Annotated in this window: 24 protein-coding genes and 1 riboswitch; of the genes, 18 read left to right on the forward strand and 6 right to left on the reverse strand. The window is 42.5% G+C overall.

Annotation, left to right across the window (positions count from 1 at the left end; all coding sequences use genetic code 11):
• The 11 genes from DF216_RS09320 to tig all read left to right on the forward strand — a co-directional run.
• The coding region (locus DF216_RS09320) for an IS3 family transposase (RefSeq protein WP_164979035.1) at positions 1-94 on the forward strand (94 nt) is incomplete at its 5' end.
• Between the two features lie 117 nt (positions 95-211).
• Entirely contained in the window at positions 212-1,195 is a 984-nt protein-coding gene (gene cbpJ / locus DF216_RS09325) for a choline-binding protein CbpJ (RefSeq protein WP_129326668.1), read from the forward strand.
• Between the two features lie 121 nt (positions 1,196-1,316).
• A complete protein-coding gene (gene mvk, locus DF216_RS09330; protein WP_125827448.1) occupies positions 1,317-2,195 on the forward strand; it encodes a mevalonate kinase in 879 nt (292 codons plus the stop codon).
• Positions 2,177-3,139 (forward strand): diphosphomevalonate decarboxylase, encoded by a 963-nt coding sequence (mvaD, locus tag DF216_RS09335; protein WP_129326669.1) that lies wholly within the window; start codon positions 2,177-2,179, stop codon positions 3,137-3,139. Before mvk ends, mvaD begins: the two co-directional genes overlap by 19 nt.
• Positions 3,126-4,133, forward strand: coding sequence for a phosphomevalonate kinase (locus DF216_RS09340; RefSeq protein WP_129326670.1), 1,008 nt, complete (start codon positions 3,126-3,128; stop codon positions 4,131-4,133). The genes mvaD and DF216_RS09340 overlap by 14 nt, the downstream gene beginning before the upstream one ends.
• Positions 4,117-5,127: a type 2 isopentenyl-diphosphate Delta-isomerase gene (gene fni / locus DF216_RS09345; protein ID WP_061417559.1), complete on the forward strand. Its 1,011-nt coding sequence runs from the start codon at positions 4,117-4,119 to the stop codon at positions 5,125-5,127. Before DF216_RS09340 ends, fni begins: the two co-directional genes overlap by 17 nt.
• A 76-nt stretch (positions 5,128-5,203) precedes the next feature.
• Complete coding sequence (gene liaF / locus DF216_RS09350; RefSeq protein WP_061417557.1) at positions 5,204-5,902, forward strand: cell wall-active antibiotics response protein LiaF; 699 nt, start codon at positions 5,204-5,206, stop codon at positions 5,900-5,902.
• Positions 5,899-6,894, forward strand: coding sequence for a sensor histidine kinase (locus DF216_RS09355; protein WP_129326671.1), 996 nt, complete (start codon positions 5,899-5,901; stop codon positions 6,892-6,894). The genes liaF and DF216_RS09355 overlap by 4 nt, the downstream gene beginning before the upstream one ends.
• Before the next feature lie 13 nt (positions 6,895-6,907).
• Positions 6,908-7,540: a response regulator gene (locus DF216_RS09360; protein ID WP_129326672.1), complete on the forward strand. Its 633-nt coding sequence runs from the start codon at positions 6,908-6,910 to the stop codon at positions 7,538-7,540.
• A complete protein-coding gene (locus tag DF216_RS09365) occupies positions 7,541-8,197 on the forward strand; it encodes a DNA alkylation repair protein (protein ID WP_129326673.1) in 657 nt (218 codons plus the stop codon). It begins immediately after the preceding gene.
• Between the two features lie 92 nt (positions 8,198-8,289).
• Positions 8,290-9,573 (forward strand): trigger factor, encoded by a 1,284-nt coding sequence (tig, locus tag DF216_RS09370; RefSeq protein ID WP_129326674.1) that lies wholly within the window; start codon positions 8,290-8,292, stop codon positions 9,571-9,573.
• Between the two features lie 48 nt (positions 9,574-9,621).
• Here the strand turns inward: tig and recD2 are convergent, their stop codons facing one another.
• The 3 genes from recD2 to rnhC all read right to left on the reverse strand — a co-directional run bounded on the left by recD2 (position 9,622) and on the right by rnhC (position 13,637).
• Positions 9,622-11,988 carry an SF1B family DNA helicase RecD2 gene (gene recD2, locus DF216_RS09375; RefSeq protein ID WP_129326675.1) on the reverse strand — a complete coding sequence of 789 codons (2,367 nt, stop codon included), beginning with the start codon at positions 11,986-11,988 and terminating at the stop codon, positions 9,622-9,624.
• Positions 11,989-12,137: 149 nt separating this feature from the next.
• Positions 12,138-12,752: a signal peptidase I gene (lepB, locus tag DF216_RS09380; RefSeq protein WP_129326676.1), complete on the reverse strand. Its 615-nt coding sequence runs from the start codon at positions 12,750-12,752 to the stop codon at positions 12,138-12,140.
• 3 nt (positions 12,753-12,755) lie between these two features.
• Complete coding sequence (gene rnhC, locus DF216_RS09385; protein WP_129326677.1) at positions 12,756-13,637, reverse strand: ribonuclease HIII; 882 nt, start codon at positions 13,635-13,637, stop codon at positions 12,756-12,758.
• An 86-nt stretch (positions 13,638-13,723) separates the two neighbouring features.
• On the opposite strand from rnhC, the gene zapA reads away from it, so the two are divergent.
• The 7 genes from zapA (at position 13,724) to DF216_RS09420 (ending at position 22,265) form a co-directional block, all read left to right on the forward strand.
• A complete protein-coding gene (zapA, locus tag DF216_RS09390; RefSeq protein WP_129326678.1) occupies positions 13,724-14,026 on the forward strand; it encodes a cell division protein ZapA in 303 nt (100 codons plus the stop codon).
• Entirely contained in the window at positions 14,023-14,571 is a 549-nt protein-coding gene (locus tag DF216_RS09395; protein WP_129326679.1) for a CvpA family protein, read from the forward strand. Before zapA ends, DF216_RS09395 begins: the two co-directional genes overlap by 4 nt.
• A 112-nt stretch (positions 14,572-14,683) precedes the next feature.
• Positions 14,684-17,020, forward strand: a complete 2,337-nt coding sequence (locus DF216_RS09400; protein WP_129326680.1) for an endonuclease MutS2 — start codon at positions 14,684-14,686, stop codon at positions 17,018-17,020.
• A 589-nt stretch (positions 17,021-17,609) separates the two neighbouring features.
• Positions 17,610-18,839, forward strand: a complete 1,230-nt coding sequence (locus tag DF216_RS09405; protein WP_129326696.1) for a glycosyltransferase — start codon at positions 17,610-17,612, stop codon at positions 18,837-18,839.
• Positions 18,840-19,073: 234 nt separating this feature from the next.
• Positions 19,074-19,162, forward strand: a riboswitch (glycine riboswitch).
• An 89-nt stretch (positions 19,163-19,251) separates the two neighbouring features.
• Positions 19,252-20,574, forward strand: a complete 1,323-nt coding sequence (locus DF216_RS09410; protein WP_129326681.1) for an alanine/glycine:cation symporter family protein — start codon at positions 19,252-19,254, stop codon at positions 20,572-20,574.
• Between the two features lie 131 nt (positions 20,575-20,705).
• Positions 20,706-21,254, forward strand: a complete 549-nt coding sequence (locus DF216_RS09415) for a carboxymuconolactone decarboxylase family protein (RefSeq protein ID WP_129326697.1) — start codon at positions 20,706-20,708, stop codon at positions 21,252-21,254.
• Between the two features lie 111 nt (positions 21,255-21,365).
• Entirely contained in the window at positions 21,366-22,265 is a 900-nt protein-coding gene (locus DF216_RS09420) for a TDT family transporter (RefSeq protein WP_164979036.1), read from the forward strand.
• A 25-nt stretch (positions 22,266-22,290) separates the two neighbouring features.
• Here the strand turns inward: DF216_RS09420 and serS are convergent, their stop codons facing one another.
• The 3 genes from serS to DF216_RS09435 form a co-directional block, all read right to left on the reverse strand.
• Positions 22,291-23,565 carry a serine--tRNA ligase gene (serS, locus tag DF216_RS09425; protein WP_129326683.1) on the reverse strand — a complete coding sequence of 425 codons (1,275 nt, stop codon included), beginning with the start codon at positions 23,563-23,565 and terminating at the stop codon, positions 22,291-22,293.
• A gap of 213 nt (positions 23,566-23,778) precedes the next feature.
• The gene (locus tag DF216_RS09430; RefSeq protein ID WP_045593221.1) at positions 23,779-24,150 is read right to left on the reverse strand and encodes a DUF956 family protein; all 372 of its coding nucleotides are present in this window, start codon (positions 24,148-24,150) and stop codon (positions 23,779-23,781) included.
• A gap of 2 nt (positions 24,151-24,152) precedes the next feature.
• A complete protein-coding gene (locus tag DF216_RS09435; RefSeq protein ID WP_129326684.1) occupies positions 24,153-25,517 on the reverse strand; it encodes an aspartate kinase in 1,365 nt (454 codons plus the stop codon).
• Positions 25,518-25,747 lie beyond the last annotated feature (230 nt).

Raw genomic sequence — 25,747 nt, forward strand, 5'->3', positions numbered from 1 at the left:
TGTGGACTACATTGATTACTACAACAATAAACGAATTAAGATAAAACTAAAAGGACTCAGTCCTGTGCAATACAGAACTAAATCCTTCGGATAAATTAATTGTCTAACTTTTTGGGGTCAGTACAAGTTGTGTAACTGCTTTTTTTGAGGAGTCTCTATATATTGACATCCAGTCAGGTCTTTGCTACAATCAGTTATGGAGGAAAATCTAATGAAAAAATTTATAAAAATGATGCAAGTTGCTCTAGCAGTCTTTTTCTTCGGTTTTCTAGCTACAAATGTAGTATTTGCAGATGATTCTGAAGGATGGCATTTTGTACAAGAAAACGGAAGAACCTACTACAAGAAGGGTGACATCAAAGAGACGGACTGGCGAGTGATTGATGGGAAGACCTATTATTTTGATTATAATGGCGAAATGGTTGTTGGTTGGCAGTACATTCCAATGCCAGTTAAGGGATATACAATTGGTCCTTACCCTAATGGTATAAGATTAGAAGGTTCCCCAATGCCAGAATGGTACTACTTTGACAAAGATGGAGTGCTACAAGAGTTTGTTGGTTGGCAACAATTAGAGCTAAAAGATTCCTTAACCGTTGGGAAAAAACATGGTGAAGGCTGGGAAGGTCCCGAAGTTCTTAAATTAGCATACTACTACTTTGATCAAGATCATTCTTTAAAGACAGGTTGGCTTTATGATCAATCTAACTGGTATTACCTAGCAAAAACAGGAAATTCTGGGAATAAGAATCTTGGTGGTGAGAAACGTTCTGGTTGGATTCAAGATGCTTCCACTTGGTACTATCTAGATTCAGAAACTGGTATCATGCAAACTGGTTGGAAGCAAATTGGCAATAAGTGGTACTACCTCCGTTCCTCAGGAGCTATGGAGACTGGCTGGTATCAAGATGGTTCAACTTGGTATTATCTAGATGCTCAAAATGGAGATATGAAGACAGGCTGGGCTTATGTCGGTAACAAGTGGTATTATCTCCGTTCCTCAGGAGCTATGGCAACTGGCTGGGTGAAAGATGGTTCGACTTGGTACTATCTACATGCAAGTAATGGCGATATGAAGACAGGCTGGTTCCAAGTCAATGGTAAATGGTACTATGCTTATAGCTCAGGTGCTTTAGCAGTTAGTACAAGAGTGGATGGCTACTACGTCAATTATAATGGCGAATGGGTCCAATAATGAAAGAGGCGATTGTGAAGGAAACAATCGCTTTTTTTGTGAAAATATAATAAAATAGATAGGAAAGAATAAATACTTGTATGAAAAATAAGACGGTCTTATCGTCTAGCAAAAGGAAAACATGACAAAAAGAGTTGGTGTCGGTCAGGCACATAGTAAGATTATTTTAATAGGAGAGCACGCTGTCGTTTACGGTTATCCTGCCATTTCCCTGCCTCTCTTAGAGGTGGAGGTGACTTGTAAGGTGGTCCCTGCTGAAAGTCCATGGCGCCTTTATGAGGAGGATACCTTGTCTATGGCAGTGTATGCTTCGCTTGAGCATCTAAATATCAAGGATGCTTGCATTCGTTGTCAGATTGACTCAGCTATTCCTGAAAAACGGGGGATGGGTTCGTCAGCAGCTATTAGCATAGCAGCCATTCGAGCTGTTTTTGACTACTATCAAGTCGAACTGCCTCATCATGTACTAGAAATCTTGGTCAATCGGGCTGAGATGATTGCCCATATGAATCCGAGTGGTTTGGATGCCAAGACCTGTCTCAGTAATCGACCGATTTGTTTTATCAAGAATGTCGGCTTTACAGAATTAAACATGGACTTATCAGCCTATCTGGTGATTGCAGATACAGGCGTTTACGGTCATACACGCGAAGCCATCCAAGTGGTTCAAAGTAAAGGCAAGGATGCTCTCCCGTTTTTGCATGCCTTGGGAGAATTGACCCAGCGGGCAGAAGATGCGATTAGACAAAAAGATGCTGAAAAACTGGGACAAATCTTCAGTCAGGCGCATTTACATCTAAAAGAAATTGGTGTTAGTAGCCCTGAGGCAGATTCCCTCGTTGAAACAGCTATGAGCTACGGTGCTCTGGGAGCCAAGATGAGTGGTGGTGGTCTAGGAGGCTGTATCATAGCCTTGGTAGCTACTCTAGATAAAGCACAAGAACTAGCAAAACGATTAGAAGAGAAAGGAGCTGTTCAGACATGGATCGAAAGCCTGTAACAGTACGTTCCTACGCAAATATTGCCATCATCAAATACTGGGGAAAGAAAAAAGAAAAAGAGATGGTTCCTGCTACTAGCAGTATCTCTCTAACTTTGGAAAATATGTACACAGAGACGACCTTGTCACCTCTACCGACGGCTGCGACGGCTGCGACGGCTGATGCCTTTTATATCAATGGTCAGCTCCAAAATGAGGCAGAGCATGCTAAAATGAGCAAAATCATCGACCGTTACCGTCCGGCAGGTGAGGGATTTGTCCGTATCGATACCCAAAACAACATGCCTACCGCAGCGGGTTTGTCATCTAGTTCTAGTGGTTTGTCCGCTTTGATCAAGGCTTGCAATGCTTATTTCCAGCTTGGTTTGAATCGGAGCCAGTTGGCGCAGGAAGCTAAGTTTGCCTCAGGTTCTTCCTCTCGTAGTTTTTATGGACCGCTCGGTGCTTGGGACAAGGATAGTGGGGAAATTTACCCTGTAGAGACAGACTTGAAATTAGCTATGATTATGTTGGTGCTAGAAGACAAGAAAAAACCAATCTCTAGCCGCGATGGGATGAAACTCTGTGTGGAAACCTCGACGACCTTTGATGACTGGGTCCGTCAGTCTGAAAAGGACTATCAGGATATGCTGGTTTATCTCAAAGAGAATGACTTTGCCAAGGTTGGGGAATTGACGGAGAAAAATGCCCTTGCTATGCACGCTACGACAAAAACAGCATCGCCAGCTTTTTCTTATCTGACCGATGCAAGCTATGAAGCCATGGACTTTGTTCGCCAGCTTCGTGAGCAAGGGGAAGCCTGCTACTTTACTATGGATGCTGGTCCCAATGTCAAGGTTCTTTGTCTAGAGAAAGACTTGGAACATTTATCAGAAATCTTTGGTCAACGTTATCGCTTGATTGTGTCGAAAACAAAGGATTTGAGTCAAGATGATTGCTGTTAAAACTTGCGGAAAACTCTATTGGGCGGGTGAGTATGCTATTTTAGAACCAAGGCAGTTGGCCTTAATAAAGGCCATTCCTATCTATATGAGTGGAGAGATTGCCTTTTCTGATAGCTACCGTATCTATTCAGATATGTTTGATTTCGCAGTGGATTTGACGCCAAATCCTTCCTATAGTTTGATTCAAGAAACAATTGCTTTGATGAATGACTTCCTCGCTGATCGTGGTCAGACTTTGCGACCTTTTTCCCTAGAAATTCATGGCAAAATGGAACGAGAAGGGAAAAAGTTTGGTCTAGGCTCTAGTGGCAGCGTCGTTATTTTGGTTGTCAAGGCTCTGCTGGCTCTGTATCATCTTTCAATTGAACAGGATCTCTTGTTCAAGCTGGCTAGCGCGGTCTTGCTCAAGCGAGGAGACAATGGTTCTATGGGAGACCTTGCCTGTATTGTGGCAGAGGATTTGGTTCTCTACCAGTCTTTTGATCGCCAGAAGGTAGCCGCTTGGTTGGAAGAAGAAAACTTGGCGACGGTTTTGGAGCGTGATTGGGGCTTTTCGATCTCACAAGTGCAACCAGCTCTAGAATGTGATTTCCTAGTGGGATGGACCAAGGAAGTGGCTGTATCGAGTGACATGATCCAGCAAATCAAGCAAAACATCGACCAGAACTTTTTAGCTTCCTCAAAAGCAACAGTAGCTACTTTGGTAGAAACCTTGGAACAGGGGAAAGCAGAAAAAATTATCGAGCAGGTGGAAACAGCCAGCCAGCTTTTAGAAGGCTTGAGCACAGATATTTACACGCCTTCGCTTAGACAGCTGAAAGAAGCAAGCCAAGGTTTGCAAGCTGTTGCCAAAAGCAGTGGCGCTGGTGGCGGTGACTGTGGTATTGCCTTGAGTTTTGATGCGCAATCAACTGAAACCCTAAAAAACCGTTGGGCCAATCTGGGGATTGAGCTCTTATACCAAGAAAGGACAGGACATGACGACGAATCGTAAGGATGAGCACATCCGCTATGCCCTTGAGCAAAAAAGCTCCTATAATAGCTTTGATGAGGTTGAGTTAATCCACTCTTCGCTACCGCTCTATGACCTAGATGAAATTGATTTGTCTACAGAATTTGCAGGTCGCAAGTGGGACTTTCCTTTTTACATCAATGCCATGACGGGTGGGAGCGAAAAAGGTAAAGAAATCAATCAAAAACTGGCTCAGGTAGCAGAAGCCTGTGGGATTTTGTTTGTGACGGGTTCTTATAGCGCAGCCCTCAAGGATCCAACAGATGATACTTTTTCTGTCAAATCTAGCCATCCAAATCTCCTCCTTGGAACCAATATTGGATTGGACAAACCTGTTGAGTTGGGACTTCAGACTGTGACGGAGATGAATCCTTTACTTTTACAAGTGCATGTCAATGTCATGCAGGAATTACTCATGCCTGAGGGAGAACGAAAGTTTAGAAGCTGGCAATCGCATCTAGCAGACTATAGCAAGCAAATCCCCGTTCCAATCATTTTAAAGGAAGTGGGTTTTGGGATGGATGTGAAGACTATCGGGAGAGCCTATGAACTAGGAGTTCGAACCTTTGACCTGTCAGGTCGTGGTGGCACCAGTTTTGCCTATATCGAAAACCGTCGCAGTGGTCAGCGTGATTACCTCAATCAATGGGGCCAGTCTACCATGCAAGCCCTTCTCAATGCCCAAGACTGGAAAGACAAGGTCGAGCTCTTGGTCAGTGGAGGCGTTCGGAACCCACTTGATATGATTAAGTGCTTGGTCTTTGGAGCCAAGGCTGTGGGATTGTCACGAACCATGTTAGAGCTAGTAGAAAATCACTCAGTCGAAGAGGTGATTGCGATTGTCCAAGGATGGAAAGAAGATCTGCGTTTGATCATGTGTGCCCTTAATTGTGCCACCATAGCTGATCTGCAAAAAGTAGACTATCTTCTCTATGGAAAATTAAAAGAGGCAAAGGATCAGATGAAAAAGGCGTAACCACCGCCTTTTTTCCATCCTCAGACCGAGGTGACTTTTTTGAATTGTGATAAAATAGAAAAGAGAGGATGCAGCTATGAAAAAATTTCAAATCTTTTTATTTATTGAAGCCTGTCTGTTGACGGGAGCTCTGATTTTGATGGTATCAGAGCATTTTTCGCGTTTTCTGCTGATTCTCTTCCTCTTTCTTCTCCTGATACGCTATTATACAGGTAAAGAGGGCAATAACTTCCTCCTCCTTGTGGCGACCATTCTTTTCTTTTTCATCGTCATGCTCAATCCCTTTGTGATTTTAGCTATCTTTGTAGCAGTCATATACAGCCTCTTTCTTCTCTATCCAATGATGAATCAAGAGAGAGAGGAGACCGACTTGGTCTTTGAAGAGGTGGTGACGGTTAAAAATGAAAAGAATCGCTGGTTTGGCAATCTCCATCATTTTTCTAGTCACCAGACCTGCCAGTTTGATGATATCAATCTCTTTCGCCTCATGGGTAAGGATACCATTCATCTAGAAAGAGTTATCCTAACCAATCATGACAATGTCATTATCCTTAGAAAGATGGTCGGAACGACTAGGATTATCGTACCTGTAGATGTGGAAATCAGTCTCAGTGTCAACTGTCTTTATGGGGATCTAACTTTCCTCCATCAACCCAAGCGAGCCCTACGCAATGAACACTATCACCAGGAAACCAGGGACTATCTCAAGAGTAACAAGAGCGTCAAAATTTTCCTAACCAGTATGATTGGAGATGTGGAGGTGGTCAGAGGATGAAAAAGCAATCCTATCTGTTAATCGGGCTGACTTCTCTCCTCTTTATCCTCTTTTTGACCAATAGTCTGCTTGATATTTTTGAACTAGACTGGCCCTATTTGCTACAAGATATCGAGAAAACTGAAAAGTTAATTTTTTTGATCTTTGTCTTTAGCCTTTCCATGACCTTCTTTTTTGTCCTATTTTGGCGAGTGATAGAAGAAGTCTCTCGCAGAAAAATGCAGGTCAATCTCAAGCGCTTATTAGCAGGAAAAGAAGTGGTTCAGGTTGCAGATCCAGACTTGGATGCCAGTTTCAAGTCCTTGTCTGGCAAGCTCAATCTTTTGACAGAAGCTGTTCAAAAGGCTGAAAACCAAAGCCTAGCCAAGGAAGAAGTGATTATCGAGAAAGAACGGAAGCGGATAGCGCGTGATTTACATGATACAGTTAGTCAGGAGTTGTTTGCGGCCCATATGATTTTATCAGGTGTCAGTCAGCAGGCTTTGAAGCTTGATAGAGAAAAGATGCAGACCCAGTTGCAAAGTGTCGTAGCCATCCTCGAAACAGCCCAGAAGGATCTTCGGGTCTTGCTCCTGCATTTGCGACCAGTTGAGTTGGAAGATAAGAGTCTGGTTGAGGGGATTCAAATCCTCTTAAAAGAGCTTGAAGACAAGAGTGATCTCAAGGTTAGTCTCAAGCAAAATGTGACGAAATTGCCTAAGAAAATCGAGGAGCATATCTTCCGTATTATTCAGGAGTTGATCAGCAATACCCTCCGCCATGCCCAGGCATCTTGTTTGGATGTCTATCTCTATCAGACAGATGTTGAATTGCAGCTAAAGGTAGTGGACAATGGGATTGGTTTCCAGTTGGGGAGCTTCGACGACTTGAGTTATGGACTGCGAAATATTAAGGAGCGGGTTGAAGATATGGCAGGAACAGTTCAACTATTGACAGCTCCTAAGCAAGGACTGGCGGTTGATATCCGTATTCCGCTACTCGACAAGGAATGATAAAGGAGTAAAGATGAAAATTTTACTGGTAGATGACCATGAAATGGTCCGATTGGGCTTGAAAAGCTACTTTGACCTCCAAGACGATGTAGAAGTCGTGGGCGAGGCGGCCAATGGTATCCAAGGGATTTCCTTAGCCTTGGAATTGCGTCCAGATGTCATTGTCATGGATATTGTCATGCCTGAGATGAATGGGATTGATGCCACCTTGGCCATCCTCAAAGAATGGCCTGAAGCCAAGATCTTGATTGTGACCTCTTACCTAGACAATGAAAAAATCATGCCAGTCTTGAACGCTGGTGCTAGGGGCTATATGCTCAAGACTTCTAGTGCAGACGAACTGCTTCATGCCGTCCGTAAGGTAGCTGCTGGAGAACTTGCCATTGAGCAAGAGGTCAGCAAGAAGGTCGAATACCACCGCAATCATATCGAACTTCATGAGGACCTGACTGCGCGTGAGCGAGATGTGCTCCAACTCATCGCCAAGGGCTACGAAAATCAGCGCATCGCAGATGAACTCTTTATCTCTCTCAAGACGGTCAAGACCCATGTGTCCAACATCCTAGCCAAACTTGAGGTCAGCGATCGCACTCAGGCAGCGGTCTATGCCTTTCAGCACCACTTGGTAGGGCAGGAGGACTTTTAGATGAGTCTTGCAGATTTACTTGAGGAGCTAGAAGCGGCAAAAGATCTAGAAAAAGCAGGCCCCATGGAAGCCTACATGAGGAATCAATTCCCATTTCTAGGCATTGCAGGTCCTGAAAGAAATGCACGTTATAAAAAATATTTTCCAAGTGCGAAAAAAACAAAGATCATCGATTGGGATTTTGTGGACACTTGCTGGGAAAAGGATGCTAGAGAATACCAATATGTGGCCGTCAACTATTTGAAAGCCATGCAGTCTTATCTAACAAAGAGCGATTTGCCTAAGCTTGAGAGTCTGGTCGTCACAAAATCTTGGTGGGATACGGTAGATATTCTAGACCGAGTAGTAGGAAGTCTGGTATATGACAAACCAAAATTGGGAGAAATCATCCTCCAATGGAGCCTATCAGACAATATCTGGCTGAGACGAGTCGCCATTGACCACCAGTTGTTAAGAAAAGAGAAAACGGATGTTCATCTAATGGAAAAGATCCTGCTCAATAATCTGGATCAGACAGAATTTTTTATCAATAAAGCCATCGGTTGGGCTCTAAGAGACTACTCCAAAACCAATCCAGATTGGGTAGCAAGCTTCATCGAAAAAAACAAGGAAAGAATGGCTGAACTTAGTATCAAGGAGGCTAGCAAGTACCTTTAGCATCATTGAAAAGCGCGTTCATGACTTGAAAAAAGTCGCCCGTTTATGTTATAATAGACTGTATTTAAAAAATTTTAAGGAGAAATGACAGAATGTCTGTATCATTTGAAAACAAAGAAACAAACCGTGGTGTCTTGACTTTTACTATCTCTCAAGGCCAAATCAAACCAGAAGTGGATCGTGTCTTTAACTCAGTAAAGAAAACTCTTAACGTTCCAGGTTTCCGTAAAGGTCATCTTCCACGTCCTATCTTCGATAAAAAGTTTGGTGAAGAAACACTTTACCAAGATGTTTTGAACGCTCTTTTGCCAAACGCTTATGAAGCAGCTGTAAAAGAAGCTGGTCTTGAAGTGGTTGCGCAACCAAAAATTGACGTGACTTCAATGGAAAAAGGTCAAGACTGGGTCATCACTGCTGAAGTCGTGACAAAACCTGAAGTAAAATTGGGCGACTACAAAAACTTTGAAGTATCAGTAGATGTGGAAAAAGAAGTAACAGACGCTGATGTTGAAGAGCGTATCGAACGCGAACGCAACAACTTGGCTGAATTGGTTATCAAAGAAGGTGCTGCTGAAAATGGCGACACAGTTGTGATTGACTTCGTTGGTTCTATCGACGGTGTTGAGTTCGACGGTGGGAAAGGTGAAAACTTCTCACTTGGACTTGGATCAGGTCAATTCATCCCTGGTTTCGAAGACCAATTGGTAGGTCACTCAGCTGGCGAAACTGTTGATGTTATCGTAACATTCCCAGAAGACTACCAAGCAGAAGATCTCGCAGGTAAAGAAGCTAAATTCGTAACAACTATCCACGAAGTAAAAGCTAAAGAAGTTCCAGCTCTTGATGATGAACTTGCAAAAGACATCGACGAAGAAGTTGAAACACTTGCTGAATTGAAAGAAAAATACCGCAAGGAATTGGCTGCTGCAAAAGAAGAAGCATACAAAGATGCAGTAGAAGGTGCAGCAATCGATAAAGCTGTAGAAAATGCTGAAATCGTAGAACTTCCAGAAGAAATGATCCACGAAGAAGTTCACCGTTCAGTAAATGAATTCCTTGGAAACTTGCAACGTCAAGGTATCAATCCTGATATGTACTTCCAAATCACTGGAACTACTCAAGAAGACCTTCACAAACAATACGAAGCAGAGGCTGAGTCACGTACTAAGACTAACCTTGTTATCGAAGCAGTTGCCAAGGCTGAAGGATTTGACGCTACTGAAGAAGAAATCCAAAAAGAAATTGAACAATTGGCTGCAACTTACAACATGGAAGTTGCACAAGTTCAAAACTTGCTTTCAGCTGATATGTTGAAACATGATATCGCAATCAAAAAAGCTGTTGAATTGATCACAAGCACTGCAACAGTAAAATAATCTTAAAAGATAAAAAGCCCACCTGATTAGGTGGGTTTTCTTGCTGGTTTATTTTCCAAAAATCTCTTTGAGGTCTGCTTCTGTAATCCCAATCATAGCGGGAATATTAGACCAGTTTTCCTCAGTGAGGATGTAGGATAGAGGAGAATCCTCTTGATTTTTCGTTTCAGCTGGGGCTGGGCTGGTTTGGTCGGTCGAATCGACCAGATCCTGAAAACGCTCAATCAGATAAGTCTTACGGGCAGTTCCGATATGTTTGACTGCATAGTCAAAGGCCTGTAATTCGCCTAGTAGGATGAGCTTGCTCTTAGCCCGTGTAATAGCCGTGTAGATGAGATTGCGTTCCAGCATGCGCTTGCTAGCACTAGTAATGGGCAGGATGACAACAGGGAACTCACTCCCCTGAGACTTATGGATACTCATGGCATAGGCTAGCCGAATCTTGTACCATTCATTTCGAGGGTAGATAACCTCATTGCCATCAAAATCAATGACAATCTCGTCTTGTTTGGACTCGGTGTATTTTCCAGGAATCAGGTCTGTGATGTAGCCTAGGTCTCCATTAAAGACATTGACTTCGGCATCGTTGACTAGGTGAATGACCTTGTCACCCTTGCGATAGAAGCATTGGGGAGCTTCAAAACTGAGTTGGTCTTTTTGTGGTGGATTGAGCAGGTCTTGCATGAGCTGATTGATGGCATCAATACCTGCAGTACCTCGATACATAGGCGCCAGCACCTGAATATCACGAGCCGAAATGCCACTTCTGAGGGCGGCACCGAGGATTTTCTCAATGGTTGCAGGGATATGGCTACTCATGATTTCAAAGTAGGAGCGGTCTGCCTTTTTCTGGGTAAAGTCAGCTGGCAAGATGCCTTGTCGAATCTGGCTAGCCAAGGTAACGATAGTTGATTCCTCGCTCTGGCGATAAATCCGTTCCAAGCGAGTCTGCGGAATCAAGGGTATCTGGAGCAGATCAGCTAAGACCTGTCCAGGACTGACAGAAGGCAACTGGTCGCTATCACCCACGATGAGGATTTTACTGTTAGAAGAGATGTTGGAGAAAAGTTGATTTGCTAGCCAAGTATCCACCATAGAAAACTCATCTACAATGATAAAATCAGCATCCAGATAATCTTCCAGATGGCTGGTATCATCGTCACCTGTCATTCCCAAATGACGGTGTATAGTAGCGCTAGGCAAACCTGTCAATTCATTCATGCGCCGAGCCGCTCGACCAGTTGGGGCAGCGAGAAGAATAGGTAAGTTGCTTTTTTTCTTGAAATCGAGTGCTTCAAGCAGGGCATAAACAGCGATAATCCCATTGATAACGGTGGTCTTTCCAGTACCAGGTCCACCTGTTAGGATAAAGACCTTGTTCTGGATGGCATCGCAGATAGCTTGCTTTTGGATACTATCGTATTGGATACCTAGTTCTTCCTCGATAGTAGAGATATGCTTTTGAATGGTTTCCAAATCTTGACTTTGTTTCTTTCCTTTTTCAAGGATACGAACTAAGTGACTGCGGATGCCTTCTTCAGCGAAAAAGAGGCTATTATCAAAAATTTTAGTGTCAATCTGCTGAACCTTGTCTTCTTCAATCAGGTAGGAGAGTTCCTGAGCAACTTGGCTGGGATCCAGTTCCACGGGACGGGAAGACTCGAGGAGAGTCAGGGTCTGTTCCAGCAAATCACGGGCTTCCATATAGGTATCGCCCGTATTCATACAGCCTTGAAAGAGGCTGTGGACAAGACCTGCACGGAAGCGCTCAGGAGCTTGACTTTCAATACCTAGTTCAGCAGCTAATTGGTCAGCAATGGTGAAGCTCAAACCCTTGATATCTTCAACCAGTTGGTAGGGATAGTTTTCGACAATATCCAGCGTTTCTTCCTTGTAAAAGTCTTGAATCTGAAAGGCTAGTTTATTGGGAATGCCGTAGTTGGCCAGTTTTGCCAAGACCATCTCTGTCCCATAGTTGAGACGAAGTGTAGAGAGGAAAGCCTCACGGTTTTTGGCAGAGAGTCCAGCAATACTTTCCAGCTTTTCAGGATGCTCCAGAATTTCGTCTATGGTATTTTCGCCATACGTATCAACGATTTTCTGAGCTGTTTTGAGTCCAATTCCCTTAAAATGACTGCTGGAAAAGTACTTGACTAAGCCTTTGCTAGTGGGTTTTGCTCGCTCATAACGACTGATCTGTAGCTGTTCACCATACTTGGAGTGCTGAACGATTTGTCCCCAAAAAGTATAGTCTTCGCCCTCAATCACGTCAGCCATGGTTCCTGTAACGATGATTTCAAAATCGTCAAAGTCCTCCGCATTGGTATCTTGGATATCTAGGAGGAGGATGCGATAAAAATTACTGACATTTTCAAAAATAATACGTTCAATGGTGCCTGAAAAATAAACTTCCATAGGTTTCCTTTTTGATAGAAAAAGAGCTGGGATAGAGCTCTCAGTTAGGCTTTTCTTGGATCTGGAACTTGGTACAAGATATCGCCAAGTTGCAATCTAATCCTAAAAGGCTAACTCAAAAAGACTATCACAGCATCTGGTTGCTGGTTTTAAAAGATTCCGATACGGTTGAGTGGCCAGAAACGGAATTTGGCTTCCCCTTTGATTTGACTGGCCTTAAAGGTTCCAACATGGCGACTGTCGCTAGAAACCAAACGGTCATCTCCAAGGAGGAGGTATTCACCTTCAGGTACTGTAAAGCTGAAGCTGGTGTTGAAATTTATATCGACAGTAAAGGCCTGAGCCTTCTGAGCAAGGCTTCTAAAATAGACCCCCTTATCCCCTTCAAAGCCTTTCCCTGAATAAGTGCTCTGAAGTTTGTCGTTTTTAAACTGTTGGAGGTAGTCTGCTAGGTAAGGTTCGTCCGTTTCTTTATCGTTGATGTAAAGTTTGTCGTTTTCGTAGCGAATGGTATCTCCGGGCATGCCGATGACGCGTTTAACGATGTCTTTATTTCCATCCTCCTCATGGGCAACAACGATGTCGAAGCGGTCAATTGGGAGGTGTTTAACAACGAAGAGAACTTCTCCGTCAGCTAGGGTAGGGTCCATAGAGTGTCCTTCCACACGGACATTGGTCCAGAGAAAGAGGCGACTGAGTCCCACTACTATAACGATGAGGAACGTAAGTCCCAACTCTTTTAGAAATGTTTTCAAATAATTCATAATTTACCTTTCTAGCAGTGCTTTAGCTTTTTCAGTATTTTTAAAATGCAGTTTGGCACAGAAGTTGAGACCTTTCATACCATAGGCTTGAAGGATTTTGCTAGCAACCTTATCAGAAGCGGTTCCTGCGCCACTTGGCAGTTGGTAGCCCAGTTCTCGTCCAAGATTTTCCAAGTTTTCCAAGAAGAGATCACGCGCGATGATGGAGCTAACCGCAACAGCCATATATTTTTCCTCGGCTTTCTCTTCCAAACTAACCTTGTTTGGGAAATGATTGGCTTCTTGTGCCAAGTACTTATCATAGTTTTTAGGACTTGTAAAAGCATCAATCACGATTTTTTCTGGCTGGACTCCTTTTTGAAGCAGGAGAAAGATAGCTTGGTTGTGAAGGGCAACCTTTACAGAAACAGCATTGTAACGCTCTCCGATAACTTCATTATACTTGCTCGGTGAGAGAAGCAGTGCTTGATGCTGGATCCTTTCCTTGAGGATAGGGGCAATCTGACGAATCTTTTGGTCTGTCAGAGTTTTGGAATCCCCCACTCCGAGTTTTCTCAAGAAGTCATGCTGGTCAGGTGTCACAAAGGAAGCCACGACAGCAAGCCCACCAAAGTAGGAACCATTCCCCACCTCATCGGTCCCAATCATAGGGAAATCTTGTCCACTGTTTTCTTGTTGTACTTGATAACCAAAGAAACTGGCGTACTTCTCCGCCATTTCGCCCTGCAGGAGGACTTTTCCAGAAGTATAGATGGAAATCGTTGCCTGAGGCAGGCGCAAAAAGTAGCGGATATAAGTATTGTTACTAGGGCTGAGAGCCTTCTGATACTGACTTAAAAAGCTCTGAATTTCCTGTTCGCTAGGTGTGAGTGTGATACTTGCCATAGTTTCTATTGTACCATAAAAGCAGGAGAATTGGTAAAAACTGACAAAGTTAGCGAAATTTGGTATAATATCGTGAGGTGAATTTTATGGCAAATCTAAATCGATATAAGTTTACATTCGGGAAAAAGACATTAACCTTGACAACCGAGCATGACAATCTCTTTATGGAGGAAATTGCCAAGGTTGCGACTGAAAAATACCAAGCAATTAAAGAACAAATGCCTGGGGCGGATGATGAAACGATTGCCCTCCTTTTAGCGATCAACAGTCTATCGACGCAGCTCAGTCGTGAGATTGAGTTTGACGATAAGGAGCAGGAGCTTGAAGACCTTCGAAATAAGTTAGTGGCTGTTAAGCAAGAGCAGAGCAAGATTGAGGATTCCCTATGATTTCGATCCTTCTCTTGCTGGTTCTTGCTTGGGGCTTTTACATCGGCTACCGTAGAGGTTTGGTGTTGCAAGTTTATTATTTCCTCGTGGCAGTGATTTCAGCCTTTGTTGCGGGACAGTTTTATAAATCACTGGGGGAACACTTCCATTTGCTTGTCCCTTATGCCAATCCTCAGGAAGGACAGGGCACCTTTTTCTTCCCCTCAGACCAGCTTTTTCAGCTAGACAAGGTCTTTTATGCGGGTCTGGCCTACCTTCTAGTTTTCGGAATTTGTTACAGTATTGGACGTTTTATCGGTTTGTTCCTACATTTGATTCCGACTAAGAAGCTAGGGGGCACTTGGCTTCGTATCGGAGCAGGCCTCTTGTCGCTATTGGTAACCTTATTTGTCTTGCAAATGGCTCTGACCATTCTTGCAACGGTGCCTATGGCAGCTGTGCAAAATCCCCTTGAAAAGAGCGTGGTAGCCAAGCATATCATCCAAAGTGTTCCTTTTACGACAAACTTTATCAAACAACTCTGGGTTACAAATTTAATCGGATAAAAAGGGCGGGAGTTTTCCTAGCCCTTTGTTTACAGATTGGATGACTAGTATCAGGTAAAGTCAAAAACCTCTAGTTGCTACAATTTTGTAAACAAATACACAAGGAAAGAATATGAATACAAAAATACTAGAAACATTAGAATTTAATAAAATAAAAGCCTTGTTTGAACCTCATATCCTGACAGAACAGGGATTAGAGGAGCTAAAAGGTTTGGTTCCGACTACCAAGGAGGATAAAATCAAACAGGCTTTTGCTGAGATGGAGGAAATGCAAGCCCTATTTGTGGAGCAACCTCACTTTACCATCCTAGCGACACGTGAAATTTCAGCGATTTGTAAGCGTTTAGAGATGGGGGCGGATCTCAATATCGAGGAGTTTCTACTTATCAAACGGGTCTTGCTTGCTAGCAGAGAGTTACAAAGTTTTTATGCCAATCTCGAAAACGTACGCTTGGAACAGTTGATGAGATGGTTTGAGAAACTGCATGATTTTCCACACTTGCAAGGAAATCTCCAAGCCCTAAATGACGCAGGTTTCATCGAAAATTTCGCCAGCGAAGAACTAGCACGCATCCGTCGAAAAATCCATGATAGCGAGAGTCAGGTCCGAGATGTCTTACAAGACTTGCTCAAGCAAAAAGCTCAGATGTTGACGGAAGCGATTATCGCTAGTAGAAATGGCCGTCAGGTCTTACCCGTCAAGAATACCTACCGCAACAAGATTGCAGGTGTTGTCCACGACATCTCTGCCAGTGGAAATACGGTCTATATCGAGCCACGTGAGGTCGTGAAACTAAGCGAAGAAATCGCGAGTCTGCGAGCTGATGAGCGCTATGAGATGATTCGTATCCTGCAGGAGTTATCGGAACGGGTCCGTCCTCATGCTGCAGAGATTGCCAATGATGCTTGGATTATCGGGCACCTAGACTTGATTCGTGCCAAAGTGCGTTTCATTCAAGAAAGACAAGCGGTTGTTCCTCAACTTTCAGATAACCAAGAGATTCAACTTCTTCATGTTCGCCATCCTTTGGTCAAAAATGCAGTGGCAAACGATGTACACTTTGGTAAGGAATTAACGACTATTGTCATTACAGGTCCCAATACAGGTGGGAAGACCATCATGCTCAAAACCTTGGGTTTGACTCAACTTATGGCCCAGTCAGGCTTGCCCATTTTAGCTGATAAGGGGAGCCGTGTCGGTATTTTCGAAGAAATCTTCGCAGATATTGGGGATGAGCAGTCTATCGAGCAAAGCTTGTCTACCTTCTCCAGTCACATGACCAATATCGTAGATATTCTTGGCAAGGTCAACAAACATTCACTTTTACTCTTAGATGAGCTTGGCGCAGGTACCGACCCGCAGGAAGGAGCAGCCCTTGCTATGGCTATTTTGGAAGATCTTCGCCTACGTCAGGTCAAAACTATGGCGACGACCCACTATCCAGAACTCAAGGCCTATGGTATTGAGACAGCCTTTGTGCAAAATGCCAGTATGGAGTTTGATACAGCCAGTCTGCGTCCGACCTATCGCTTTATGCAGGGAGTTCCTGGCCGAAGCAATGCCTTTGAAATTGCCAAACGCCTGGGCTTGTCAGATGTCATCGTTGGGGATGCCAGCCAGCAGGTCAACCAAGATAATGACGTCAACCGCATCATAGAACAATTGGAAGAGCAAACGCTTGAAAGTCGCAAACGTCTAGATAATATCCGTGAGGTGGAACAAGAAAACCTCAAGATGAACCGAGCACTCAAAAAACTTTACAACGAGTTCAATCGTGAAAAGGAAACTGAGCTCAATAAGGCGCGTGAACAGGCTGCTGAAATTGTGGAACTAGCGCTAAGTGAGAGTGACCAGATTCTCAAAAATCTTCACAGTAAGTCTCAACTCAAACCTCACGAAATCATTGAAACCAAGGCTGAGCTGAAAAAACTGGCTCCTGAAAAAGTCGACTTATCTAAAAACAAGGTCCTTCAGAAAGCCAAGAAAAAACGAGCTCCAAAGGTGGGGGATGATATTGTGGTCCTCAGTTATGGCCAACGTGGAACCTTGACCAATCAGCTTAAGGACGGCCGTTGGGAAGCCCAAGTTGGTTTGATCAAGATGACCTTGGAAGAGAAAGAATTTGATCTTGTTCAAGTTCAACAAGAAGCCCCAGTCAAGAAAAAACAAGTTAATGTCGTGAAACGTGCTTCTGGTCGTGGTCCACAAGCGAGATTGGATCTCCGAGGCAAACGTTACGAAGAAGCCATGAATGAGCTGGATGCCTTTATTGACCAAGCCCTGCTTAATAACATGGCGCAGGTAGACATCATCCACGGTATCGGTACAGGAGTCATCCGTGAGGGCGTCACCAAATACCTACAAAGAAACAAGCATGTTAAGAGTTTCGGCTATGCTCCACAGAATGCTGGCGGCAGCGGAGCCACCATTGTGACCTTCAAAGGATAGAAGAATTTCGTAATTTATAAAGTAAAGCTAAATCAAACAATAAATTATAAAGACAGTTCCAGTCAGTTTAAAATACAAATTCGAGGTTGAAGATAAGATTGATAAAGTCAGTAGTCAATATACGATAAAGAGATAGCAATGAGGAGTGATTTTTGGGAATATAGGAGTACTGTTTTTACAAATTTCACTTTATAAAAGAGTCGAGAAATACAGGATAGCTTTTTAAGATCTAGTACAGTTAGTTGGAGATTATTATCATATTGGAGTTTTTAGATGATGAAAGATTAAAAGTCGGTAATAGAGATTTTTTAATGATCATTGTTCAATCTGTTATATGTAAGAAATCACTATTGATCATGACTCAATGTTTGAAAATGGAGTGAGGGTTTTTGATTCTAATCATTAATCTAATAATTATCGCGTGTTTAAAACTGAATTGGGTATTAGCCACTGAAATGAGGTCGACGATATGATTGGTAGGATTTTAGTGATAAGGAAATCAAATATTTAGTCTAGAGGATAAAGAGAACTTGGTGATGTCTATTCGTCATCAACTAGGGAAAATTGATAGTGGAGAGTAGTAATGAAAATGTATCATAAAGTGATTGCTCTTGGAGCTGATATTCATTATCTTGATAAGGTAGAAACCGTAATAAAATCCGTTTCGGTTCATAATCATGAAGTGAAATTTTATGTGTTTAATGACGATTTACCTAGTGAATGGTTTCTTTTAATGAGAAATCGCCTTAAAGTCATTGGTTCTGAGATTGTCAACGTTAAAAAAACGGCTCACAACCTTCGTGATTTTCGCTTGCCAAATGCAATTCTGTCCTATGCTACTTTCTTTAGGTATTTCATAGCAGATGAAGTACAAGAAGACAGAGTCCTCTACTTAGACTCGGATATGATCGTGAATGCAAGATTGGATGAATTGTTCTCCTTAGATTTACAAGGCTATGCCATTGCAGCTGTTCAAGATTTTGGACAAGATGGTTGGTTGACAACCTTTAATGCAGGTATGTTATTGATTGATGCGAAGAAATGGCGGGAAAATCATTCGACAAAAAGTTTACTAGAGTTAACTGTCCAACATCATGAGCATGTTTATGGAGATCAAGGCGTTCTCAACATGTATTTTGGTGATCAGTGGCTACATTTGGATAAAGAGTATAACTTTATGGTTGGTTTGGATCAATTTTTACATTTAACAGGCAACAGTAAATGGTATGAATCCGACTATTATGGAAATTCTGAACCTAAGATTATTCACTATACTTCAGAGTTTAAACCATGGACTCATTTAACTTTGACTCGTTTTCGTAAATTGTGGTGGTTTTATTATGGTTTGAATTGGAACGATGTATTATTGGAAGCAGATATTATCAGACGTTCTTTTAATGAGCTAGTGAGAGCACCGTTATATCATACTTGTATTTTTACAAATAGTGCTGTTTTAGAATCAATAGAGTATCTTTTGTCAGAACTATCGGAAGTTCATTTTACAATATTAGCGCCAACAAATTTTGCTGATAGTGTAGTTGACATGCAACGATTTTTAAATCTGTCAATTTATCCAAATTTTAATCCTTTTAATATGAAAGAAGCTTTGGATAATATGGATTTTTATTTGGATATCAATCATGGTGGAGTTGTAGAAACGATTGTAGAAGAAATTGGTAATAAACATAAACCAATTTTTGCTTTTGACAATACAAGTCATGAATTGAGAGGAGATAGTCGTATTTTTTCGTCAACTGAACCAGAGAAAATGGTAGAAGCGATTCGAAAATTTTTAGGAGAAGCACAGAGTGGGAAATGAGTTTAGGTAGCGTTTTAAAATTTATCAGAAAGTTGTGATTTCTATTGAATTATGGCTCTACTTTTGGGGTAATAAGGTCATTCATACAATAAAAACTGGTGAACTAATTTCTATTTTATTCACAAACACATTGACAAATCCCCACTTTTCTTGTAGAATAATAAAAAATTAAATACCAACACCGAATGAAGTTTAATAGAAGTGGAGAAAAGTTTGTTTTCCATGACTGTAAATGGACGGAACTCTGGAGAGACCGTAAAGGCACCGAAGGGGCAAGGCAGGTAACTGCTCAAACTCTCAGGTAAAAGGACAGAGCTAAGATAGACCGCTTTTAGGCATTTATCTAGGCATTCCAGAGTACATGTATCTTGCATGTGCTCTTTCTTTTGGGGTTGAAAGATAGGAGTAGGACATGTTAGAATTGCTAAAAGCGCTTGATGCTTTCGTTTGGGGACCTCCCCTCTTACTGTTATTGGTCGGAACGGGTATCTATCTAACCATCCGACTAGGACTTTTACAGCTAGCTCGTCTCCCCAAGGCCTTTCAATTGATTTTTACCAAGGACAAGGGACATGGAGATGTGTCCAGTTTTGCTGCACTGTGTACAGCCCTTGCAGCTACTGTTGGAACGGGAAATATCATCGGAGTTGCGACAGCTATTAAGGTTGGTGGGCCAGGTGCTCTCTTTTGGATGTGGATGGCAGCCTTCTTTGGGATGGCAACCAAGTATGCTGAAGGCTTGCTGGCTATCAAATACCGTAGCAAGGATGCAAATGGAGCTGTAGCTGGAGGACCCATGCACTACATTCTTTTGGGTATGGGAGAAAAGTGGCGTCCCCTTGCAATCTTCTTTGCCCTAGCTGGTGTGTTGGTGGCTCTTCTAGGGATTGGTACCTTTACCCAAGTCAATTCAATTACAGAATCTATCCAAAATACAGCTCAAATTGATCCAGCTATCACAGCTCTTATTTTATCTATTTTTGTAGGAATTGCCGTCTTTGGTGGACTCAAATCCATTTCCAAGGTCTCAACAGCAGTTGTTCCTTTTATGGCTATTGTCTATATTTTGGGAACTCTTACAGTTATTCTCTTTAATATCGAGAAAATCCCAGACACACTTGCCCTCATCTTTACTTCAGCCTTTAACCCAGTAGCTGCGGTAGGTGGTTTTGCAGGTGCTAGCATTCGGATGGCTATCCAAAACGGTGTGGCGCGAGGAGTCTTCTCTAACGAATCTGGTCTTGGTTCAGCTCCGATTGCAGCGGCTGCAGCTAAGACTAATGAGCCTGTCGAGCAAGGCTTGATTTCCATGACAGGAACCTTTATTGATACGTTGATTATCTGTACTCTGACAGGTCTGACAATCTTAGTGACAGGGGTTTGGAGCGATGATTTGAATGGTGTTGCTTTGACCCAGTCAGCCTTTTCAACAGTTTTTTCACATTTTGGCCCTACTCTTTTGACTATTTTCCTTGTTCTCTTTGCCTTTACGACAATTCTCGGTTGGAATTACTATGGAGAACGCTGTTTCGAGTTTCTCTTTGGGGTTCGCTTTATCTGGCTCTATCGAGTGGTCTTTGTGCTCATGGTCTTGTTGGGAGGTTTTATCGAGTTGGATATGGTCTGGATTATTGCAGATATCGTCAATGCCTTGATGGCTCTACCAAACTTGATTGCCCTTTTGGTCTTGTCACCAGTCGTTATTGCTGAAACCAAAAAGTATTTTAAACACTAACCCAATCACACTCTTAGTGTGATTTTTTTCTTTCATAAACATTTCCTATCATGGCAATTGAAAATATATATTATCCAAAGAAGAAATTCTATGATAGACTAAATGACAATAAAATGAAAAGAGGTTTTATGATGACAACATTTACCATCCACACAGTAGAATCAGCACCAGCAGAAGTGAAAGAAGTTCTTGAAACAGTACAAAAAGATAACAATGGCTATATTCCTAACCTGATTGGTCTCTTGGCCAATGCTCCTACTGCTCTAGAAGCCTACCGAACTGTCGGAGCCATCAACCGCCGTAATAGCTTAACACCAGTTGAGCGTGAAGTGGTGCAAATCACAGCTGCAGTAACCAATGGTTGTTCTTTCTGCGTGGCTGGTCATACTGCCTTTTCAATCAAACAAATCCAAATGAATGATGATCTTCTTCAAGCCCTTCGCAATCGCACTCCAATCGAATCAGATCCTAAGCTAGATACTCTGGCCAAGTTTACTTTGGCAGTCATCAATACCAAAGGACGCGTAGGGGATGAAGCGCTTAGTGAATTTTTAGAAGCCGGCTATACGCAGCAAAATGCCTTGGATGTGGTTCTCGGTGTCAGCCTAGCCAGCCTTTGCAACTATGCTAATAACTTAGCCAATACGCCTATTAACCCAGAATTGCAACCCTATGCCTAGTTCGAATCATAAAGAAAAAAATGAAGGCTGAGAAACCCAGTCTTCATTTTTCTATGCTATTTTAAGCGCTTTTATGCTATACTAATAATAATATGATTAATGGAGGTTGCCATGAAAAAACTCCCCTTGGTATTTTCTGGTTGTTTGTTAGGTTTGGCAGGAGCTGGAAATCTCATTTTAGATACATTGCCGGTTCTGTCACATCTTTTTAGTCTGATAGGTTTGGTTTTGTGGATTTACTTTCTGATTCTTCATCTGTTTAATTGGAAGGAAACCAAGCAAGAATTGACCAAACCCTCTCTTTTGTCAGGAATGGCGACCTTTCCCATGGCTGGAATGATTTTATCAACTTATGTCTTTCGCTTGTTCCCTCATCTTCCCTTAGTAGCGCAAGGGCTATGGTGGTTTTCATTTCTCTTGGATTTGGTCTTGATTGCTGGTTTCACCATCAAGTTTGCTTGTCCGGGTCGGAGGGTTCATGCGACTCCAAGCTGGACGGTGCTTTATGTGGGGATAGCAGTGGCTGCCTTGACCTATCCTCTTGTAGGTATCATCGAAATCGCCTATGCGACCTTGATTTTTGGTTTTCTCCTAACCTTCTATCTCTATCCGCTTATTTATAGTGATTTAAAGAAACATCCACTCCCACTAGCCTTACTTGGACAAGAAGGGATCTACTGCGCCCCTTTCTCTCTACTCTTAGCTTCTCTGATTCGAGTTGGAGGAGCCAGCTTACCGACTTGGCTCTTAATCGTCATGATTTTGGCTTCTCAATCCTTCTTTTTCTTTGTTTTAACTCGCCTGCCCAATATTCTAAAACAAGGCTTTCAACCAGCTTTCTCAGCCCTCACCTTTCCAACCATTATCACAGCTACCTCTCTCAAGATGGCTCAGGGAATTTTGAAACTTCCATTTCTGGATTATCTGGTGTTGGCTGAAACTGTTATTTGCCTCACTATTTTATTCTTCGTATTGGGTGCTTATCTGATTTGGTTACGAAAAAAGGTCTAGCTATTATTTAGCTAGGCCTTGTTTTTTATGGTTTGATAACTTCAGCTCCACCCATGTAAGGACGAAGTACTTCTGGAATGGTCACAGAACCATCTTCATTTTGATAGTTTTCAAGAATTGCAGCCACTGTACGTCCAACTGCAAGTCCAGAACCGTTCAAGGTATGAAGAAGTTTAACTTTACCATCGGCTTCATCGCGGTAACGGATTTGGGCACGACGCGCTTGGAAATCTTCGGTATTTGAACAGCTTGAGATTTCACGATAGGTATTTTGGGCTGGAATCCAAACTTCCAAGTCGTAAGTCTTGGAAGCTGAGAAGCCCATGTCTCCAGTAGAGAGGGCAACGACACGGTATGGAAGGTTGAGTTTTTGAAGGATGTTTTCAGCGTTGGCTGTCATTTTTTCCAATTCTTCGTAAGATTCTTCTGGTTTGGCAAATTTGACCATTTCAACCTTGTGGAATTGGTGCAAACGGATCAAGCCACGAGTATCACGACCAGCAGAACCAGCCTCAGAACGGAATGATGGACTCATAGCAGTGAAGTAGATTGGCAGGTCTTTTCCGTCAAGTATTTCATCACGGTAGTAGTTAGTTAGAGGTACTTCAGCAGTAGGAATAAGGACATAATTAGTGTCTTTCAATTCAAAAGTGTCTTCCTTGAATTTTGGATATTGACCAGTACCAAACATAGAATCATGGTTAACTATGTAAGGTGTGATGACTTCTGTGTAGCCTTCTTTACCATGCTCATCTAGCATAAAGTTGTAGATAGCACGTTCCAGGCGAGCTCCAAGACCTTTATAGAAGAGGAAACGAGCGCCTGTTACCTTACCACCGCGTTCCCAGTCAAGGATACCGAGGTCTTCACCCAGATCCCAGTGAGCTTTTGGCTCAAAGTCAAATTCGCGCGGAGTTCCCCAACGACGAACTTCCACATTATCGTCTTCATCAGCTCCGACAGGAACGCTGTTAGCTGGGATGTTTGGAAGAGTAGTCGTAAATTCTGTCAACTTAGCATCGATTTCCGCCAATTCAGCATCCAAGGCTTTGACCTCAGCAGATAGGGTTTGCATAGCAGCAATCTTGTCATCTGCATTTTCCTTGTTGCGTTTGGCTTGGGCAATCTCAGCAGAAACAGTGTTACGTTCTGCCTTGAGCGTTTCAACCTTGACCAAGATGTCACGACGTTTAGCGTCGATTTCTTTCATCTCATTCAAGACAGCAGCATCTACACCACGTGTAGCTAATTTTTCAGCGACAGCATCAAAATCTGTGCGAATACGTTTAATATCTAACATAAGAACTCCTTTATGAAAAAAGCACACCTGACAAAGCGTTGGAGTGGCAGGGCCACGGTTCCATCCAACTTCACAGGTGTGCACTTGATTGTGTATGTAATTGTTACTAACGGTAGAATTTCACCTATCCCCTCTATCTGCTCGCAGCACCCGCAGACTTTCTGAAAGAAGGGAATAACTTACTTATCCGTTGCTATGATTATACTAAAGTTTCTACTTTTTTGCAAATAGATTTTTAAGTTTTTGTCCAATGGTCTGGAGTAGAGTCGGAAGTTTCACAACTTTGTCATTGCCAAGTTTTTCCCGAGCGATTTTGAGGATAGCTCCAGAGTCTTTTGAAGCAAAGAGGAATTTTCCTTGATCAGTGAAGACTTCAAAGTGACGGCTAATCTTGCGACCACTTACGTTGGCTCCGATTTGCTGAATGCTAGACCAGGGGATCTGGATATATTGTTCGACATTGACATCAGGATAAAACTCTAAGGCTTGATCCCCAACTAGAAATTTTCCAACTTTTCCAGAGATAGAGAGGTAAGATGTTCCAGTGGTTTGGAGGTCAATGACTTTATTGAGAGATTGGGCCATGATTAGTCTTCCTTACTTTCTCCAAAAAAGGCATTGTAGAGAGCTTTAATAGCGGCCTTCTCTTGCTCTTTATTGACAACAAACATGATGGAAACTTCACTTGAACCTTGGGACATCATCTGGATGTTGATTTTGTTTTCAGATAGAGCACGTGTTGCAGTAGCAGTTACTCCGATATGACTCTTCATCTTTTCGCCAACAATCATAATGATAGAAAGATCGTGTTCGATTTCAGCATGGTCTACCTCAGCCTTTTGAACTAACTGACGTAGAATTTCTTCTTCCTTGATAGGAGTCAATTCACGAGAACGGAGAATGATCGAAAGATCATCGATACCTGTAGGCATATGTTCCCAACCGATATTGAGATCCTCAAGGATTTGTAGAACCTTGCGACCAAACCCAACTTCTCGGTTCATGAGGTATTTTGACATGTTGATGCTGACGAATCCTGAGTCACCAGCAATCCCTACTACTGGGAATTTATCATTACTGTGTTCCAAAACAATGCGCGTTCCTGGGTGGTCAGGATTGTTGGTATTCTTGATAACCAGAGGGATTTTTCCACGATAGGCAGGTAGAAGAGCTTCGTCATGAAGGACTGAGAATCCTGCATAGGCCAACTCACGCATTTCGCGGTAGGTCAACTCTGGGATAGAGTGGGGTTGGTGAATGATACCAGGGTGGGCGGCAAAAATCCCATCCACGTCGGTAAAGTTTTCATAGAGGTCAGCCTTGACACCTGCAGCAATGATAGAACCCGTAATGTCTGATCCTCCTCGTGAGAAGGTACAGATTTGATTTTCCTTAGTCACACCAAAGAAACCTGGGATGACAAGGACTTCGTTGCTATCAGCCAAGCCTTCAATCTTGTCATAACTAGATGGAATGATACGTGCGTTTCCTGGTTCACTTGTGACAACAATTCCAGCTTCTCTTGGGTGAACATAGCGTGCATCGATACCGTTTTGGTTAAAGTAGGCTGCAATCAATTTGGCATTGTTGTTTTCTCCAGCCGCTAGGAAGGTGTCATAGAGAAAGTCATTTTCCTCAATAGGAAGAGTCGCTAAGGCACGGATGCTTTTAGAAATTTTTTCTAAAACAGTTGGTTTTAAGCCTAGTTCGCTCACCATAGCCGCATAGCGGTCGATAATCCAGCTTTGACTAACGCTGATATCATTTCCCGCTACATAGTCACGATAGTATTTAATCAAGGCATCAGTTACCTTGGTATCCTCAGCATTGCGTTTACCCGGTGCGGAAACGACTACAAAACGGCGTTCTTTATCACTTTTGACGATGTTTAAAACTTTTTCTAACTGACCAGCAGAGGCAAGAGAGCTTCCACCAAATTTTACAACCTTCATAAGGACTCCTCAAGTAAGTATTTTATACGATTATAGCAGAAAGAGGGGCATTTTTCAATGAAGAAAATATCTTCCTATTACAATAGAAGTAAATGTTAATTTGTTCTGAAAAGATACAACAGTTTAAAAATAAGTGGCCAACTTTCACTCACATTCATAAACGATGGTAAAATAATCAGCTGAGACACTTTCCCTTAGTTTTTTCTTGCCTCTTTATCCAAAAAAAGATA

Origin of the sequence: Streptococcus oralis (assembly GCF_004127215.1) — a bacterium.
GTDB lineage: Bacteria > Bacillota > Bacilli > Lactobacillales > Streptococcaceae > Streptococcus > Streptococcus oralis_BD.